We start from the raw sequence: 15,002 nt of genomic DNA, 5'->3' as shown, positions 1-15,002 counted from the left end.
CTGTCATTATGTTACCGTTGTAGATTCGCATTTTGCGAGTGGTACCCCTAGTTTGACTACCTTTGATTCCTGACTTTGTAATAGTTCAGGGAATAAATAATGTATTATATTCATAGTTAAACGTCGGGATTTCCCTTTATATGGATAAATATGCATATACATTGATGGATTAAAGTTCGCTTCAATAATTCCATAGGCGTTTTTATTTGCTGCAGGAACTTCTGTATTTTCAATAATCAAATCGATACCACAAATTTCAACTCCAAGTGCGGATACCGCATCCACTGCTATTTTTTTATATTCATCAGGAATTTGATCTGTAACATCAATCGAGTCTCCCCCTGTACTAATATTAGAGTTTTCACGCAAATAGATAATTTCATCATTCTCCGGAATTGAATCCATTTGATATCCTTGACCTTTAAGCATAAGGTTTTCTAATTCACCTAATTGTATACTTTCTAAAGGTGTCCTATGATCTCTTCCTCTTAATGGGTTACTATTCTTTTGAATGACTAACTCTTCAATTGTATGTTTACCGTCACCTTTAACATTCGCAGGAATTCGTAATAAAACAGCATAAACTTTATCATTTAACACAAAAAATCGATATTCTGTTCCTTTAATAAATTCTTCTAATAATATAGAAGAGTCTTCTTTAAATGCTAGTGTGATTGCTTTTTGATAATCTTCGTAATTTGAGCCTTCTTTGAAGATCGATATTCCTAATCCATAGTTTGTTGATTTCGGCTTCACAACAAAAGGTTTGGTGGAAAATAGATCATAGGAACGTAAAGCTTGTTCTATTGTCTGAAATTCCTCACCTTTCGGCACACGGAATTCATGTTGTTGAAGAATTTTCTTTGTTACTGTTTTATTTTCCATAATTAAAGATGATACATAGCTATCTTTACTTGTCATATTACCATTTTTCACATATTCAACATGATCTTTTAATTGTAGCTTCAAAAATTGATCTTGCCGATCCAAAACTTCTACTTGGATTCCTTGCTGTAAGCAATCAGACATTAAAATCTGAGTGGATAACTCCATGTCAGTAAATCCTGTTAATTGATATGGCTTATCCCATGATTTTTTATAATTTTCTTTAGCAATATAAGTAGCCACTTTGCTTTGACTGCTTTTTTCACTCTCTTTATAAAGTCTTCCAGCTAAAGTCTTACTTGGGTCCATTAGCATGTCTCTCAGATGAACAAATAGGGTATCTGAAATACTCAAATCTAAGATTTCTACTACATGTTCCATCTCATCAATTATCTTCTTAGCATCGATTTCAAATTGTGTATGCTCTAATGGATGTTCAAGGGCCACTGCATCATTGTAAAGGTCACCCAGTTTTACCCACTCATCACAATTATTCCCTTCATCTTTCCATAGTAAATAAATTAAGAAAAGATGTAGAAATTCTGATTGTTTATAACTAATGCCATACGTTTCAAAGGGATTTAAATCTAAATTTCTCAATTCAATATAATGAACACCGTGATTTGCTAAATCTGAAACATGATGCCCGCCTCTTAAACGCATAGGTGCATATAGTTCTTTTTCTTCTAATAGAAGCCCTCTTTTAATCATCAAAGAAAGATCTGATAGATAGTTTTGTATACTACTATATGACACTTTAACATCATCCGAATTAGTAAAACCATACTTACTGCTTCTAATACTTCTCACTGCTCGCTTCAAAGAATCTTCTTCAAAAAAATTCTCTTCACTATTAGGGGAAGTCCCATAAAAATAAGTCACTATCCAACGATAGTGTAAATAGTTTCTTGTGACTTTTAGATAAATCTCTTCTTTAAACTGTCGATAATCTTTTATCTCCGATTGGATGTTAAATAACGCTTGGATTAATTCATCGCCGAATTCAAAGTTGAAATGAATACCACAAATCATTTGTTTACGACGGCCATATAAATGTGATAAAGATTGACGATATCGAACATTTTCAACACTTTTCAATTTCGCAATAACAATATCTTCGTCTTTTTTTGGTAACTGTGGTGGCATGCTTAATGGCCAAAGCATTTCATTATCACCCATAGAACGACAAGCAATATCATGGATCGCTGCTAAGTAATCAAACAGTTCCTTTAGTGTCTCCGTAACAGGTGTGATTAATTCCATCTGTGTTTCTGAAAAATCCCGCTGAATATATGGGTGTTCGTCTCTTATCGATATACTTTTAGGATGATCCGTTTTAGCTAAATTTCCTGATAAGTCAACTCGCTGGCTTTCTTTTTCGATCCCATAACGGGCTTTTAATAAGTATGGTTTAACATGGTTGTTGGCTAACATTTTTTTGAAATCCATAGGAACTATCCCTCCCAACTAACTCATTTTTTTAACTATGTCTTGGTTTTTTAGCAAGTAAAACTGTAAACCACGACAAAATGAGTTATAAAAATATCCACATTAAGTTGCAATGTGGATATTTTTATTTTCCATTCCATATTTTTAATAAAACATAAATTATCTTAAGAACTTCATATGGAAAGCGAAATGGTCCTCTAAGAAAGTAGCTATAAAGAAATAGCTATGATCATAACCTTCCATCTTCTTGTAATTTACTACTTGATTATTTTCCTGAGCATTCTTTAAGAAAATCGTTTCATCTAATTGTTTTGGATAAAACTGATCTTGCGTTCCTTGCGTAATAAGAATAGGCGGAATGCCAGCTTCTTTGACCAATTCTGAAGCGTCCCATTCTTTCCAAGAAGCTTTACTTCCCCCTAAATAAGTGGAGAAAGTTTTTATTCCCCATGGTACTTGACTCGGACTTAAAATAGGTGAAAAGGCAGAAATCGCTTTGAATCTCGCCGCATTTTTCATGCCAATCACTAAAGCACCATGACCTCCCATTGAGTGGCCCATTATGCTTTCTTCTCCTGAAAAATTAGGTACCAAAGTTGACGCAATAGTTGTTAATTCATCTACTATATACGTATACATGTTATAATGCTTTGCCCATGGGTCTTGTGTTGCTTTTAAATAAAAACCTGCACCTTGGCCAAGGTCCCATCCTTCATCATCAGCAACATGTTCTCCACGTGGTGAAGTATCTGGAATGATGACTGCCACTTGATATTTTTCAGCTAATCTTTGAAATCCACTTTTTTGACTAAAATTATCATCTGTAGAAGTTAAACCAGATAACCACCAAATAAGAGGGATTTTTTTCATTTCTTTATTCGATGGCAAGTAGATACTAAATGTCATAACACACTGTAACACTTCCGAATAATGACTGTACTTACATTGTTCTCCACCAAAAGAGCGATGTTTTTCAATAAGTTTTAGTCTCACTTTCTCACTCTCCATATGTTAAAATCGTACGGATCGACTCGCCCTTATGTAGCAAATCAAACGCCTCATTGATGTCTTTAAAATCTAAGTGGTGTGTGATAAATGAATCTAAATCAATTTTATCATTCATATAATCTTCAACCATTCCTGGCAGTTCGGTTCTTCCTTTAACTCCTCCAAAGGCTGATCCACGCCACACACGCCCCGTTACTAATTGGAATGGACGAGTATGAATCTCTTTACCCGCGCCTGCTACACCGATAATAGTACTTTCACCCCAACCTTTATGACAACATTCAAGAGCAGACTTCATTACTTCAACATTTCCAATACACTCGAAGCTATAATCTACTCCTCCATCCGTCATTTCAATGATGACTTCTTGAATTGGTTTATCAAATTTAGAAGGATTTACAAAATCAGTTGCTCCCATTTTTTTAGCCAATTCAAACTTATCCTCATTTAAGTCTATAGCAATAATTCGGCTTGCTTTTGCTTGAACCAATCCTTGAATAGCAGCTAATCCAATAGCACCTAAACCAAATACGGCTGTCACAGCTCCTTCTTCCACTTTTGCTGTGTTGTGTACAGCACCAATCCCTGTAGTAACACCGCATCCAAATAGACAAACTTTATCAAGCGGCGCTTCTGGATCAATTTTTGCTAAAGAGATTTCTGGAACGACAGTATATTCACTAAATGTACTTGTTCCCATGTAATGATAAATAGGCTCACCATTATAAGAGAAACGAGTTGTTCCATCAGGCATTAAACCTTTACCTTGAGTTTCCCGGACGGCACTACATAAGTTTGTTTTACCAGAACGACAGAATTTACATTCTCCACACTCAGCCGTGTATAGAGGAATAACATGATCCCCCGCCTTTACTGAAGTGACTTCATCCCCTACAGCAACGACAACACCAGCACCTTCATGACCTAGTACAGCAGGAAATACGCCTTCCGGATCATCACCTGATAATGTAAAAGCATCGGTATGACATACTGATGTATACAGTATTTTTACTAATACCTCTTTTGCTTTTGGTTCTTCTACATCGATTTCTACAATTTTAAGTGGTTCTCCTGGTTTAAATGCAACAGCAGCTCTACTTTTCAAATGAATCCCCTCTTCCTTTTGTTTCTAATTTACTTTTCCATAATCACATATTATAATTAATTGAACAATACTGATGTTTTTGTCACTATAAACAAAGTAACAACAGAGAAAGGGATAATATATGGAAATTTTCTATAAAGAAAAAACTTTTTTTACTAGCAAAGATTTGGCTTTATCGGTAATAGGTGGACGCTGGAAAATAGTAATTATATGGTGTTTGCTCCAACAATCTCCATTAAGGTTAAGTGAATTACAAAAATACCTTCCCGATGTCAATCAACGTATGTTAATTAGACAATTAAGGGAATTAGAAGAAGATAAAATAATTACTAGAGTTGTATACCCGGTTGTACCTCCTAAAGTGGAGTATCAACTAAGTGAAGTTGGTTTACTTCTAGAGCCCGTTGTAACTTCCATTTGTGATTGGGGAGATAATTTCAGAGCATTTTTGAAAGAAAATGCTGATAAAACATCAGTTGAATAACAAGCTGCACAAACGGTTCTTAAAATGAAAGCCACGAAACGCTGGTATGAATGCGTTTCGTGGCTTTTTGAATGTTCCCAGACAACATTTCGGAATCTGTCCAGTCTGTTAATGTTTTTTAAACACACTGGCGACCAGGAATCAGAGTTCTGTACTTTTACTTGATAGGCCAATTAACAAAGCGCGATAGACCTTTGATAAAAGTTCAATCTTTAAGTGTCCAATTTTCTTGACATAGGATCAGGCAAATATGAAGAAGAGTTCCAGCCAATGTGGAACCCCTTTTTTCTTATAATATGTCCTTACTAAATAAAATCTCATTGACTATGTTTCTTCCATTCAATTCCCTAAAGGGGAAGCTTGGCTGATTTCTTTAAAAGATAAGATGACAGCTACCTTCATGCCACACGAAGCAAGGGAAACCCACCCTCCTTTCGAGTAGCACCTACTCGCATTACGTAGGTGCTACTCGGGGCGCGCCAGAAGCTGACGCTGTATTTAATAAAAGACGGCTATGCCGTTTTTCTTACCTTCTTGAAGTCTCACTAATGATTCTTTCCGCACCTTCTTTTATTTTACTGGAGAAGAATCGATAATAGATATCCTCTTCCTTAATTTCAACATATTCATATCCCGCTCTGTGCACCCCATGAATTAACTTATCCATGATAGACAAGGCTACTAGCATGAACCGTGCCGATCTATTACTCACTAATCCACTATACAACATCAACTGAACCCCTGCGTTTACGTCTACATGCTTCTTCACTTCCACATACAGATCCTTTCCATCTTTATCAACAAAAAGTAAATCACATCTTTTCCCATCTAGATTTACTTCCCTCCCTTTAAAGCAAATGGAGTTCTACTCCAGCTTTTGTTTTCCTGAATTTTGCCCATTCAAACGTTTGTTTAAATTTGTGTTTTCATGACTAAATTCAGTGTTATATGTAGGCTGGTGGTGTGAAAGACACCAAGAAATGGAACCGCATGAAATATTGGTCCTAATTCGATATGTGGCACGTAGCATTTTATTTTATCGAAAAAAAATAATCTATAAAAACATGATGTTAGTAATTAGGCCTAAAGGACCGTTGACGATAATATTGTAAGCGATTACAATCTATATATATATTAACAACGTTGTTAAATAGTGGTTTATTAGTTTATGTCGAGTTTATTTCTTGAAAAATAACAACGTTGTTAAAGTCGACATCTACATAATCCAAGTTTTTACACCTTCATGAAACCAACCAGTTTTATGAAAAAACATGATCAAGAAGGTCTTTGATAGGCTTGGCTACACATGAAAAGTGGGCTTTCTATGCTTCTTTAAACCAAGCATCAACATGTTGACACCTGGCAATGTGATAGGAACGAACCGTCCAATGCCGTGAGCTACGTCCTTTTGAATCTTCCAGTTGGTAGCCCACTTTTTGGCGCTTGATACAACGCTCGCCCCCGGCACAAAGGGAGTACTGTTTATACCACTCTTAACTATTGCGTTTCACGCGTGGAAAAAGTCTAGGATTATCGCTAGAAATGGTATACAAGGTACGTACGTATTCAGAGTCGGACAATGATGACATTCTCACTTCCCGACTTTCGCAGGTCAGCAATACTTGCGGCGATAGCGTTTATTATCCACACTCCAGTCGATCATCTTTCGACCAATGGGGCAAACTAGATTGATCTCCATTTCCTTATAGGTGAACTGTTTGGAACGCCTTGAATTAAGGTCAATGATGGCGGAAACATCATACTGTTCCTATATTTCATAAATGAGGTAGGCGTCGAGGGCGGAATCCAAGATGCACTCCCCCACTTTCCAATCAGGGTACCAATGTTTCCATTCATGCAGTCCGGAGATAAACAAGACCGAATCGTGTTTGCTTGCCCGATAAAGTCTTGGATAAAGAGGAGATCATAGTCGCTTTCTTGTGCACTCACCTTGAAAAGGGAGCGTCCGTAATAGTACTTCCCTTGATAACTGTCCCAGCCGTAAAAGGCATCTGGATCTGAAAATTGGCGCTTGCACGAGCATTTCCAATTGCCTTGTACACACGTTTATAAATAGGTAAAATGCATTCGCTCTTTTCTTTGGGATGAACCACTTAAAAAGACCTAGTCAAAAGACTAGAGGTGATGCGGAAAATTAATTTCCGAGAGACTTAATTATTTTTAGGGGGTGATTATAGGGGAAGAAACAAGGCGGATCTATTTCGAAAGCTGTTGGTTTGCGTCCAGACTTACATGTAAAAATTTTATTAGGAGGTAGTCGTATGAAATTTAACAAGGCAATAATATGGTTATTGGTTCTAGCTTTTTTTACTTCATCATTATTAATAGGGGGAAACGAAGCAGTACATGCAGCGGAGATTGATTCTATACCAAACACGGAAAGGTATATAAAAGACTATGATAATAGTTTTCTGTCAGTAAGTGGTTTTGCATCATTAGGTGTTAATGATAGAAGCGAGTACATCGATACCTCTTATTATCGTCAGGTTAAAACGGAACGAGAGTTTTTGCAGGCAATTTTGGATGCTGGAAATGGAAGTGTGAAAGTAATTGAAGTGGCGAAAGATCTAAACTTAGGATGGAATGCATTAAATCTAAGCAAGGAAGAAACTAAGAAGTATCGTTTTATAAGAAAACACCAAGATCCTTCAAATGGATTTACCAATCCGAAGTTAGCTTCCTCGGGTGTTTCACAATTAGATGTAAATGATGTTGACGGGTTAACGATCTTTTCTAAAAAAGGGAAAACCATAAGAAGTTTACAAATAAAACTTAACCGATCATCGAATGATATTGTCATACGAAATTTGAATTTTGATGGAATGTGGCAATGGGATGATACTGGAAGACATAAGGAAGTAGGTTGGACTTTTATTAAAGTAAATGGTGCCAATAATGTATGGATTGACCATTGTAAATTTTCCATTGCAGCGGATGGATTAATTGATACCGAGAATGGTGGTTCCAATATTACCATCTCTTGGTCTGAATTCGGATTACCAGCCGATGAAAATCCATCAGAAGATAGTGATATTTATCAATCGATTCAGTATATGGAAGAAAAATATGTTGCAAACGAACTAGATTCCGAAAGTGTGTACTACAAAATGCGAAATGATGGTGCGACGAAAGAGCAGATTATGGCATACACTGCATATCACAGCAAAGTGCATTTAACTGGTTCCGGAGATAAAGACTATATGGACTATGTGAGCGGTAGTGGAACAGATTATAAGGATGGCAATCAAAGAATTCAATTAACCCTTGCTTATAACAGTTATACGAATATTGGTCAGCGAGTTCCGATGATCCGACAAGGAACAGGTCACGCATACAACTTGTATCTTGACAACTCCACGCATCAGGATGTGCTGGATAATGTAAGTGCTATTGCTGAACACGGAAGATATCAATTTGCACGAGCACTTAATGCGAGAAATGGGGCTTCAATCGCAGCAGATACTAGTGTATTTGTTGATATTAACGAGCCAACCATAGGTGCTGAGATTCAAGGGTTAGATACGAAAAATATGGATGACCAGTGGGCTGAGTTATTCCACGCTGCATATAACAGAAATTTAATTGTAAACTCGAAAGTAACAAATCAATATGGAACATATACAGGAAGCAGTTGGGACAATGATGGAGAAAACCTATTTACAACAGGATTTATATGGCATGATAAATCAACCATAGGAAATTGGGCATGGTCTTCTCACATTGTGGGAAGTGAAAATATGCATAAATCTAACCCTCCGTCTGAACCATTTACTTTCGAATACAAGTATGATGAGGAGCTTCCTTATACTTATAATGTGCTTCCTTTGAATAGCGTTGTGGAAAAAGTATCAAACTATGCAGGAGCAAACAAAGTCAATATGAGTCCAATAGGTTGGTTAAAAACAAATTATGGTTCTGGTCCAAAAACTTCAAAATAATTGCAAGTACTCTCTAAATCTTGGACATACTGATCTACTAATCTAAAAAAGGTGTGTGATCGGTATGGAAAAGGAAAATTTGGTCAAACGGAAGCACTATCAGCCTGAACTTATTTTATTAACGGTACAACCTCAGTTTTCGAGATTTAGTCGAAATGATGGAAGAACATGGCTTATCGATGGCTCATACCACCATTATGCGTTGGGTGCATCAATATGGACCTGAGTTAGACGAAAGAGTACAACGTCATCTTAAGACAACCAATGATTCCTGGAGAGTCGATGAAATGTGAAAATAAAAGGTCAATGGATGTATTTATATCGTGCAGTCGATTCAGAAGGGAATACCCATTGATTTTTATCTAAGTGAATCAAGAGATAAACAAGCAGCCAAGCGCTTTTTCAAGAAAGCCTTGGCTGCTTCTCATATTTCTAAACCTCGTGTTATAACAGGCATGTTAACTTCTTGAAGTCTCATTAATGGTCTTTTACGCACCTTCTTTTATTTTACTGGAGAAGAATCGATAATAAATATCCTCTTCCTTCATTTCAACATATTCAAAACCGACTTTGTGCACCCCATGAATAAACTTGTCCATGATAGAAAAGGCTACCAGCATAAACCGTGCCGATCCATTACTGACTAATCCATGATACAACATCAACTGACCCCCTCCGTTTACGTCTACATGCTTCTTCACTTCCACATACAGATCCTTTCCATCTTTATCAACAAAAAGTAAATCACATCTTTTCCCATCTAGATTTACTTCCCTCGCTTTAAACGTCAATCCTGGTTCAATTAAATCTGAATAATTGATAAGTCCATGCGTTAACTCTGCTTCATTCATCCTACTCATCTCCTCTCAAATTAAAAGCCCTTCATATATTAAATACACTCAAATGACATAAAAGGAGGAGGTGATTTGAAAATTGTTGTAATTTCATAGGTGTTCGTGTACAAAATTAGTTTTCCATAGAAGAGACTCTTGCATAACCATATTTCATAATAAAACCACTCACCTTTTTGACTCATGTATATGAAACGATTATAAGCCAATTTGTCACTTTAGGATTTATTTTGCATCTATTTCAAGCGTTATTTTGCACTATAAGTAAATATAAAAAAGTCCAATTTCTCAGCACTAAAATTGAGAAATTGGACTTTTTTCTTTACTCCGAAATCGCGCCCTTTAACGGAACAATTCTTCCCTTAATCTGTGGATTTAAAGGTCTTAGTTTAATCAGACCTTTTTGTAACTTATTATCTAAAATATCTAACTCAGATAACGTAGTTTTTAAATTTATAGAATCCCAAGGCAAAAACTCTGCCACTGTTAGTCCATAGATTCATGAATTTGGCGCTCTCCGCTTTTTTAAAAAAACGAATGAGCTGCGTCTTCTTTAGTATTGTCTTTTCTCGGAGTCACAGCAGTTTTATTTTCATGGTAGTTCAACAAGTTTTTAGTGTTCTACAAACTCACTCCGATGTCGTCAGGGACGCCTGGACATCCGGACTAATTTCCGCGTGAGGATAGTTAATTTGTTCCTCGAATTCTACCCAGTCGAGATTTGCCATCAGCAGCAGGTAGCGTTTACCGCTGGACGGGTCGCTGACGATGATGTGGTCACGACCAGCCGTTTCTACGCGCCCGCGGTAAATCATTGCATTCCATTTGTTGTTACCTTGGTAAGTAAAGTAGAATGTACCGACCTTACCTTTGTTGAAGCGTAGGATATTTTCAATAAATGATTCTTCCATCGTGCCTTCCAAAAGTTGCTGCCCAGTCCCCATCGGAACCACTGGGGCGGCATACGAGGGTCCAGAAGGCATAGTCGCCGGGGAGCCGCCGCCATATTGTTGTCCGACACTGTCCCGCATCATGGAAGCTGGATAAAAACTAGGATAATAATTCATTGGATAATAACTAGAGTTTCCAAAAGTCATGAGAAGATAGCTCCTTTTTAATTTATCTATAAAACTCTTTGCAGTAGCCCGGTACAGCGACATAGAAGCAATGATTCTTGTGCGCAAAATCGAACTTCGTCATGGGGGATCTTGGCATCGTATCGGTACAAGGAGCTCGGAATTTTTTCCCCGGACTAGGGTTAAAAAACCACAAATTCATTCTGGCCCGAGGATCCCTATGACCATGTAATAAATTCCTAGCCCTCTGGAGGTCAGCTTCTTTGGGACGTTGTGTATACAATGATCCATTTAAGACGGGCTCGAAGTGAGGAATTCCAGTTTCAGGTACGGTTTGATAGATCGCATGTCTGATATTGCGCAACCCTTTGAAGTCAGGAGCACAGTCAGCCTCTACCCGATTGGACACAACCGTTCCCACCATGTTCATCCCTTGGACTCCATCACCGATCGCTTCCGCCATCATGAGCCTCGCTAACTCCTCCACGTCACGTGAAGTATGTTTTATTCGTCTCCCCATTTTCTCCCCTCCTTCGGCTTATACAGGTAACATATTGCCTGAAGCTGATTTTGGTAACTTGCCTATCAGCCCAAACTTTGGTAATTGCATCCTCAACGAATTTGTTCTTTTTACATTTTTTTCTTCCACTAAATGGCCCTTAACACATATTTTTCAGGCTGTATTTGACAATAACTGAACGAATAAGTAGAAAGTATTGTTCAGGCTTTAATTTTATTTCTTTCTTTTCATCATCCTTTCTGCTAAATCGATCTTTTTTACTAATTCGTTCTCAGCTTTCAACAAGTTATTTTGGGCTTCCAAACGTGCATATTTTTCTTGGTCTAATACTTCTCTATGAGGTTTTCCTGAACGCTCTACTCTCGTGTCCTTAAACCCATTAAACCCATTTAAACCCATTTTCTATATACGTTTTACGCCATCGTTTTGCGGCTGATTTCAGACGTTCCTTCCCAATTATATCTATCTCGAATCCATTCTCTTCAAATGTTTGTCTTGGAAGTTTTCCCTTTGCATCTTCTGCAATAAAAAGGCGTTTAAATTCAACACTATAAGCAATCCCCTTCGAAGCAACTGACTTTACATATGGATTTTTAGAGAGTAATTCTATTTCTTTTTCTGTAAATATCTTTTCACTCATATTAATTTCCCCCATTCTCTTTTATTCGTTTCGTGGGGGCTTCCTTTTTCACTCTTTTCACGATTAACGGTAAGTTTTAGTCTCTCCTCAAGGAATGTAGTGGCGCTTTTCATGACACGCTCTCCTGCTTTCTACTTTTTACGTAGATATTACAGTCATCCGCATACCGGACGAATTGATATCCTTCTTTATAGTATTCTTTCGCGCAATTCATTGCGTCGTGAGCACTTCATCCAAGTGCAAGGTTTTTAACGACCTGAGCTCATTTTCCCTTGCACTATACTTCGATAAAAATGGCTGGAATCCTTGTTTTATCTTGTTTTTTAGTTATTCAGCAGTACCTAAGTAAGAACTCGATCTCTCTTATAAATCTAACAAAAATATGATTGAAAAGGCTGCCGATTGTATCGACAGCCTTCGTTGTTAAGTCTATAGATAATTTAATTGTTATTGTTGTTTCGATTCATAGGTCCATTCCCTTTATTATCTCTCATACGAATATGGTCAAATAACGCGGTAGTTTCCCACACATTTAATCCAACAAACCCTTCGGTAAACGTATCATCTGTCGTATCGATTACAATTTCGTTATCTAACAGCACCTGGATCCGTTCACCGGAGGTTAAAACTTTTAATTTGTATTCTTCATTAGGTTCAATTTCTAAGCTTCCTTCATCGTCAAAAACCTCAAGGTCGGTAAAAGTTCCATCTTCTCGTTTGATTAACTTCACCACATTATTACGAACATCTAGATTTGCGATATAGGCATTATTTGCATCCTCATCAGAACGGAACACAAGTGCTCCTGCCCCCATTGGGTTACCGATAGTGTCTTGATCGGGGTCTTCTGGATGTGAGTCTGTATCAGGGAATTCAATCCTTGCTTCATACACAATATTTTCTCCTTCATCGTCAGTCATAATAAAAGCATCCCCATCATTACTACGTCCCTGTTTTCCATTCTTCGTGTCGGCCCATGTGCCGTTTAGAGTGTTCCAACCGGACAAGTTGGTTTTCACTGGACTTTTCCCCCAGATCGATCGAAGTGGATAGAGCTCAAGTGATTTAAGTGTCACATCTCCGCCTTCACTGTACAATTGAAGCCCATCACTACCCGGTTCTGGAAAAATTTGAGTCGTTATGGAACGCAATCCATCATTACCAAAAACTTCAATCGATGATCGATCGACGAATGCATGGATTTTTATGGTACCGTCCTCCGCTTTAAGAGGAGCATCTTGAAGATTGTTTACATTTGGGCCGAAATTAAAATTACCCGAGTTGGTACGGTCTACGAATAAACTCTCTTCATCAACATGATAAGCGATTTTAGCATACTCATCTGCATTGTCTTTTCGAGCTTTAAACCCAAACTCTGTAGCGGTTGTGTCCGTTAACTCAAATTCTGCGATCAACTCGTAACTATTACTAGAGAAGTCAGATAATAAATCACTATCACCTGATATAATCTCATCATCTAACGTCTCACGATGTTGTTGTTCCCGCAATGAATCTAAGCTAACCGGAGTTTGACGTAATTGGAGTCCATCTTCTGTATCCGTTAATTCCATCTCACGCACTAAACTCATAGAACCACGCCAGTTGCTCGTAGGAGTATCGTTGGCATATTGCCAGTTACTCATCCAAGCGAGCCAATAGCGTTCTCCATTATCACCTTCTAGGTTACTCCATTCAACCCCGGCGTAGTAATCTGATCCATAATCCGCCCATTTTACCTCTTCAGGAGGATCATCACTCGTAAAGGTCTCTCCGTCAAAGTCACCGACAAAGTACTGCATCCCTGAACCGCCAGCAATCGCGCCATCTTGCACACTAACTTGCAGCACCCATTTGGTTTCATTCGAATCTCCATCTATGGGGAGTTCAAACAATGCAGGACATTCCCAGACTCCTCCGTAATTACCATAGGTGGAGTCGACCCACTCACCGGAGACACTGTTCCAATCATTAATCTCCCCTTCTGTCTGATACTCATAACGCTCAGGTTCTCTCGCAACTTGATCTACCTCAGCAGGCAGATCTCCTGTGTTTTTTACATTTACATCGTCCAAATTCAAGTGACCCCAGCCTCCTGTAGCTTGGTCAACTACTTTTAAATACAATGTCTGTCCCAAAAATTCAGAGGCGTCCCAAACATAACGACGGTACGTTTCATCATCTTCAAATTTAGTATTTGGTTGTCGCAATAATTCTTTATTATCTGAGGCTCGCATTAAAGAGACATATAGGGCATCCGGGTTATGCCCGCCACCGAGAAGCAAGTTTATTTCTCCAGTCCCGTCCAGTTGAAAATTGTCAGAATGCATTTCCCCGGTAGCATTGTCTCCTTCAGGACCGTAACCCCAGAGGTGATATGTTCCCTCTTGATCAAACATTCCACCCCACCATTCTTCTTCATCTGTCACATGATCATCAGTGAAAGCATTTCCACGAACTGGGTTCCACCCTGTTAAATCTCCAGTTTCAAAATCTCCATTCTCAATTTCTCGCACATCTGTACTGATATACTCATATTCATTCACATGTTGAAATAACGAAGAACCATTAGCCGTGTGCAACCCAACAAGACCGTCAGAATAGCTGTCATCCTCTGTCTTGAGGACTATTTCACCGTTGATTGATACGTGTATATCATGATCGACAGCACTTACCCTAACTGGATACGTCTCTCCTGAAGTGATAGAGTAATCTTGTTCAGCAATCACCGAAGTTTCACCATTTTCGATTTTTTCAATACGCACTTGATTTTTTTCTGCGTCCAATCTAGTGAAATATCCGTTATTGGCGTCTTCATCAGCTCGAAAGACGAGCGAGCTACTTCCTTTGTCCAGCAAGGTCATTTCAGCTTCGTAATAAAAGTTCTCTGATTGTTGACCACTCATTAAGAAGGTATTTTCATCTGCATCTGCTTGTAAACCTTCATTCATTTCTTTCCAATTACTGCTTTTTTCTTGCCATCCAGACAAATTAGTGAGGAAGTTTGTTTCGTTTTCAAAATGAATGT

At 38.0% G+C, this 15,002-nt stretch carries 11 protein-coding genes and 2 pseudogenes; 3 read left to right on the top strand and 10 right to left on the bottom strand.

What is annotated here, in order from left to right; all coding sequences use genetic code 11:
- Positions 1 to 6: 6 nt before the first annotated feature.
- The 3 genes from gshAB to CEF18_RS06310 form a co-directional block, all read right to left on the bottom strand.
- The gene (gshAB, locus tag CEF18_RS06320; protein ID WP_110935687.1) at positions 7 to 2,334 is read right to left on the bottom strand and encodes a bifunctional glutamate--cysteine ligase GshA/glutathione synthetase GshB; all 2,328 of its coding nucleotides are present in this window, start codon (positions 2,332 to 2,334) and stop codon (positions 7 to 9) included.
- A 159-nt stretch (positions 2,335 to 2,493) separates the two neighbouring features.
- On the bottom strand, positions 2,494 to 3,327 hold the full coding sequence (gene fghA / locus CEF18_RS06315; protein ID WP_110935686.1) for an S-formylglutathione hydrolase: 834 nt from the start codon (positions 3,325 to 3,327) through the stop codon (positions 2,494 to 2,496).
- Between the two features lie 4 nt (positions 3,328 to 3,331).
- A complete protein-coding gene (locus CEF18_RS06310; protein WP_110935685.1) occupies positions 3,332 to 4,447 on the bottom strand; it encodes an S-(hydroxymethyl)glutathione dehydrogenase/class III alcohol dehydrogenase in 1,116 nt (371 codons plus the stop codon).
- A gap of 121 nt (positions 4,448 to 4,568) precedes the next feature.
- Between CEF18_RS06310 and CEF18_RS06305 the strand changes: the two genes are divergently transcribed.
- Positions 4,569 to 4,931, top strand: a complete 363-nt coding sequence (locus tag CEF18_RS06305) for a winged helix-turn-helix transcriptional regulator (protein WP_110935684.1) — start codon at positions 4,569 to 4,571, stop codon at positions 4,929 to 4,931.
- 526 nt (positions 4,932 to 5,457) lie between these two features.
- Here CEF18_RS06305 and CEF18_RS06300 read toward each other — a convergent pair.
- Positions 5,458 to 5,661, bottom strand: coding sequence for a hypothetical protein (locus CEF18_RS06300; protein ID WP_110935683.1), 204 nt, complete (start codon positions 5,659 to 5,661; stop codon positions 5,458 to 5,460).
- Between the two features lie 1,552 nt (positions 5,662 to 7,213).
- On the opposite strand from CEF18_RS06300, the gene CEF18_RS06295 reads away from it, so the two are divergent.
- On the top strand, positions 7,214 to 8,890 hold the full coding sequence (locus CEF18_RS06295) for a hypothetical protein (protein ID WP_110935682.1): 1,677 nt from the start codon (positions 7,214 to 7,216) through the stop codon (positions 8,888 to 8,890).
- A gap of 64 nt (positions 8,891 to 8,954) precedes the next feature.
- Positions 8,955 to 9,342: pseudogene (locus CEF18_RS06290) on the top strand (IS6 family transposase); the annotation flags it as partial.
- A 36-nt stretch (positions 9,343 to 9,378) separates the two neighbouring features.
- On the opposite strand, the gene CEF18_RS06285 reads toward CEF18_RS06290, so the two are convergent.
- The 6 genes and pseudogenes from CEF18_RS06285 to CEF18_RS06255 all read right to left on the bottom strand — a co-directional run bounded on the left by CEF18_RS06285 (position 9,379) and on the right by CEF18_RS06255 (position 14,964).
- Complete coding sequence (locus tag CEF18_RS06285) at positions 9,379 to 9,741, bottom strand: endonuclease NucS domain-containing protein (RefSeq protein WP_183041209.1); 363 nt, start codon at positions 9,739 to 9,741, stop codon at positions 9,379 to 9,381.
- A gap of 629 nt (positions 9,742 to 10,370) precedes the next feature.
- Complete coding sequence (gene gerQ, locus CEF18_RS06280; protein ID WP_110935680.1) at positions 10,371 to 10,838, bottom strand: spore coat protein GerQ; 468 nt, start codon at positions 10,836 to 10,838, stop codon at positions 10,371 to 10,373.
- A 22-nt stretch (positions 10,839 to 10,860) separates the two neighbouring features.
- Positions 10,861 to 11,337, bottom strand: coding sequence for a cell wall hydrolase (locus tag CEF18_RS06275; RefSeq protein WP_110935679.1), 477 nt, complete (start codon positions 11,335 to 11,337; stop codon positions 10,861 to 10,863).
- 379 nt (positions 11,338 to 11,716) lie between these two features.
- Complete coding sequence (locus tag CEF18_RS06265) at positions 11,717 to 11,977, bottom strand: HTH domain-containing protein (RefSeq protein ID WP_110935677.1); 261 nt, start codon at positions 11,975 to 11,977, stop codon at positions 11,717 to 11,719.
- 35 nt (positions 11,978 to 12,012) lie between these two features.
- Positions 12,013 to 12,179 (bottom strand): annotated as a pseudogene (locus CEF18_RS06260) (reverse transcriptase domain-containing protein); the annotation flags it as partial.
- 238 nt (positions 12,180 to 12,417) lie between these two features.
- On the bottom strand, positions 12,418 to 14,964 hold the full coding sequence (locus tag CEF18_RS06255; protein ID WP_407690411.1) for a glycoside hydrolase family 32 protein: 2,547 nt from the start codon (positions 14,962 to 14,964) through the stop codon (positions 12,418 to 12,420).
- Positions 14,965 to 15,002 lie beyond the last annotated feature (38 nt).

Origin of the sequence: Salipaludibacillus neizhouensis (genome assembly GCF_002886185.1) — a bacterium.
Lineage (GTDB): Bacteria > Bacillota > Bacilli > Bacillales > Salisediminibacteriaceae > Salipaludibacillus > Salipaludibacillus neizhouensis.
The sequence above is the reverse complement of the archived record's forward strand: the minus strand, read 5'-3'. Positions and strand labels throughout refer to the sequence as shown.

What these genes read in the sequence shown, in the direction of transcription:
- gshAB (WP_110935687.1), bottom strand. Translation starts at nt 2,334, where the DNA reads ATGGATTTCAAAAAAATGTTAGCCAACAACCATGTTAAACCATACTTA.
- CEF18_RS06305 (WP_110935684.1), top strand. Translation starts at nt 4,569, where the DNA reads ATGGAAATTTTCTATAAAGAAAAAACTTTTTTTACTAGCAAAGATTTG.
- CEF18_RS06300 (WP_110935683.1), bottom strand. Translation starts at nt 5,661, where the DNA reads ATGTTGTATAGTGGATTAGTGAGTAATAGATCGGCACGGTTCATGCTA.
- CEF18_RS06295 (WP_110935682.1), top strand. Translation starts at nt 7,214, where the DNA reads ATGAAATTTAACAAGGCAATAATATGGTTATTGGTTCTAGCTTTTTTT.
- CEF18_RS06285 (WP_183041209.1), bottom strand. Translation starts at nt 9,741, where the DNA reads ATGAATGAAGCAGAGTTAACGCATGGACTTATCAATTATTCAGATTTA.
- gerQ (WP_110935680.1), bottom strand. Translation starts at nt 10,838, where the DNA reads ATGACTTTTGGAAACTCTAGTTATTATCCAATGAATTATTATCCTAGT.
- CEF18_RS06275 (WP_110935679.1), bottom strand. Translation starts at nt 11,337, where the DNA reads ATGGGGAGACGAATAAAACATACTTCACGTGACGTGGAGGAGTTAGCG.
- CEF18_RS06265 (WP_110935677.1), bottom strand. Translation starts at nt 11,977, where the DNA reads ATGAGTGAAAAGATATTTACAGAAAAAGAAATAGAATTACTCTCTAAA.